Source organism: Pseudomonas khavaziana, from assembly GCF_019145205.1.
Lineage (GTDB): Bacteria > Pseudomonadota > Gammaproteobacteria > Pseudomonadales > Pseudomonadaceae > Aquipseudomonas > Aquipseudomonas khavaziana.
Map to the genome: position 1 here is coordinate 1 of NZ_JAHSTT010000081.1, position 236 is coordinate 236.

Here is a 236-nt window from a genome sequence, read left to right on the forward strand (position 1 = left end):
TACTGCCCCTGAAAACGCAGTGGATTGTCGATCTTGCCTACGTCGAGTCGGGCGATCTGGCCGTAGGCGCGGTAGTGGGCGGACCAGACGATTTCGCCTGCGGTGTCGGTGAGTTCTTGTGGGGTGCCGAGGTGGTCGAGTTGGTAGTGGTAGGGCGTTGTGGCTTGTGGGCCGAAGCCTTCCAGCAGTGCCAGTGGGCGGAAGCTGTTCGGTTCGTAGATGTAGCTGCGGTGACA

At 61.0% G+C, this 236-nt stretch carries 1 protein-coding gene; it reads right to left on the reverse strand.

What is annotated here, in order from left to right:
• The coding region (locus tag KVH01_RS29620) for an RHS domain-containing protein (RefSeq protein ID WP_217883820.1) at positions 1-236 on the reverse strand (236 nt) is incomplete at both ends.